The following is a 381-nucleotide window of genomic DNA, read 5'->3' on the forward strand; positions in this document are numbered from 1 at the left end:
AAAGCGCTCAATTTACTATTAACGTTACTTCCACAGGTTGGGATGCAGCTATTACACTACTTTCGGGAGCTTGTGGTGAATTAACTTGTATTGACTTTGAGGATAATGTAGCTTCTAATAACACAGAAACCATTACTTTCATTGGTCAAGCTGGTGTTAATTACTACTTGAATGTTGGTGCTTATAGCGCTAATTCTGATTTAGCCGAAGGTGCTTTTGAATTAGAAATTACTTCTGAAGATATCCCTTGTGGTTCGCCTGCTAACTTGGCTGTTGCTGCTACTACAGATTTATCTACAGATGTTACTTGGCAAGGTGCTGCTGAGAATGCTTCTTATGACCTTGTTTGGGGTGCAACTGGATTTACTCCTGGTGCTAGCG

1 pseudogene is annotated in these 381 nt (G+C 40.4%); it reads left to right on the forward strand.

The window, feature by feature from the left end:
- Positions 1-381, forward strand: a pseudogene (locus tag NLM59_RS11535) (hypothetical protein); the annotation flags it as partial.

The sequence above is a fragment of the Profundicola chukchiensis genome, from assembly GCF_029664245.1.
Taxonomy (GTDB): domain Bacteria; phylum Bacteroidota; class Bacteroidia; order Flavobacteriales; family Weeksellaceae; genus Profundicola; species Profundicola chukchiensis.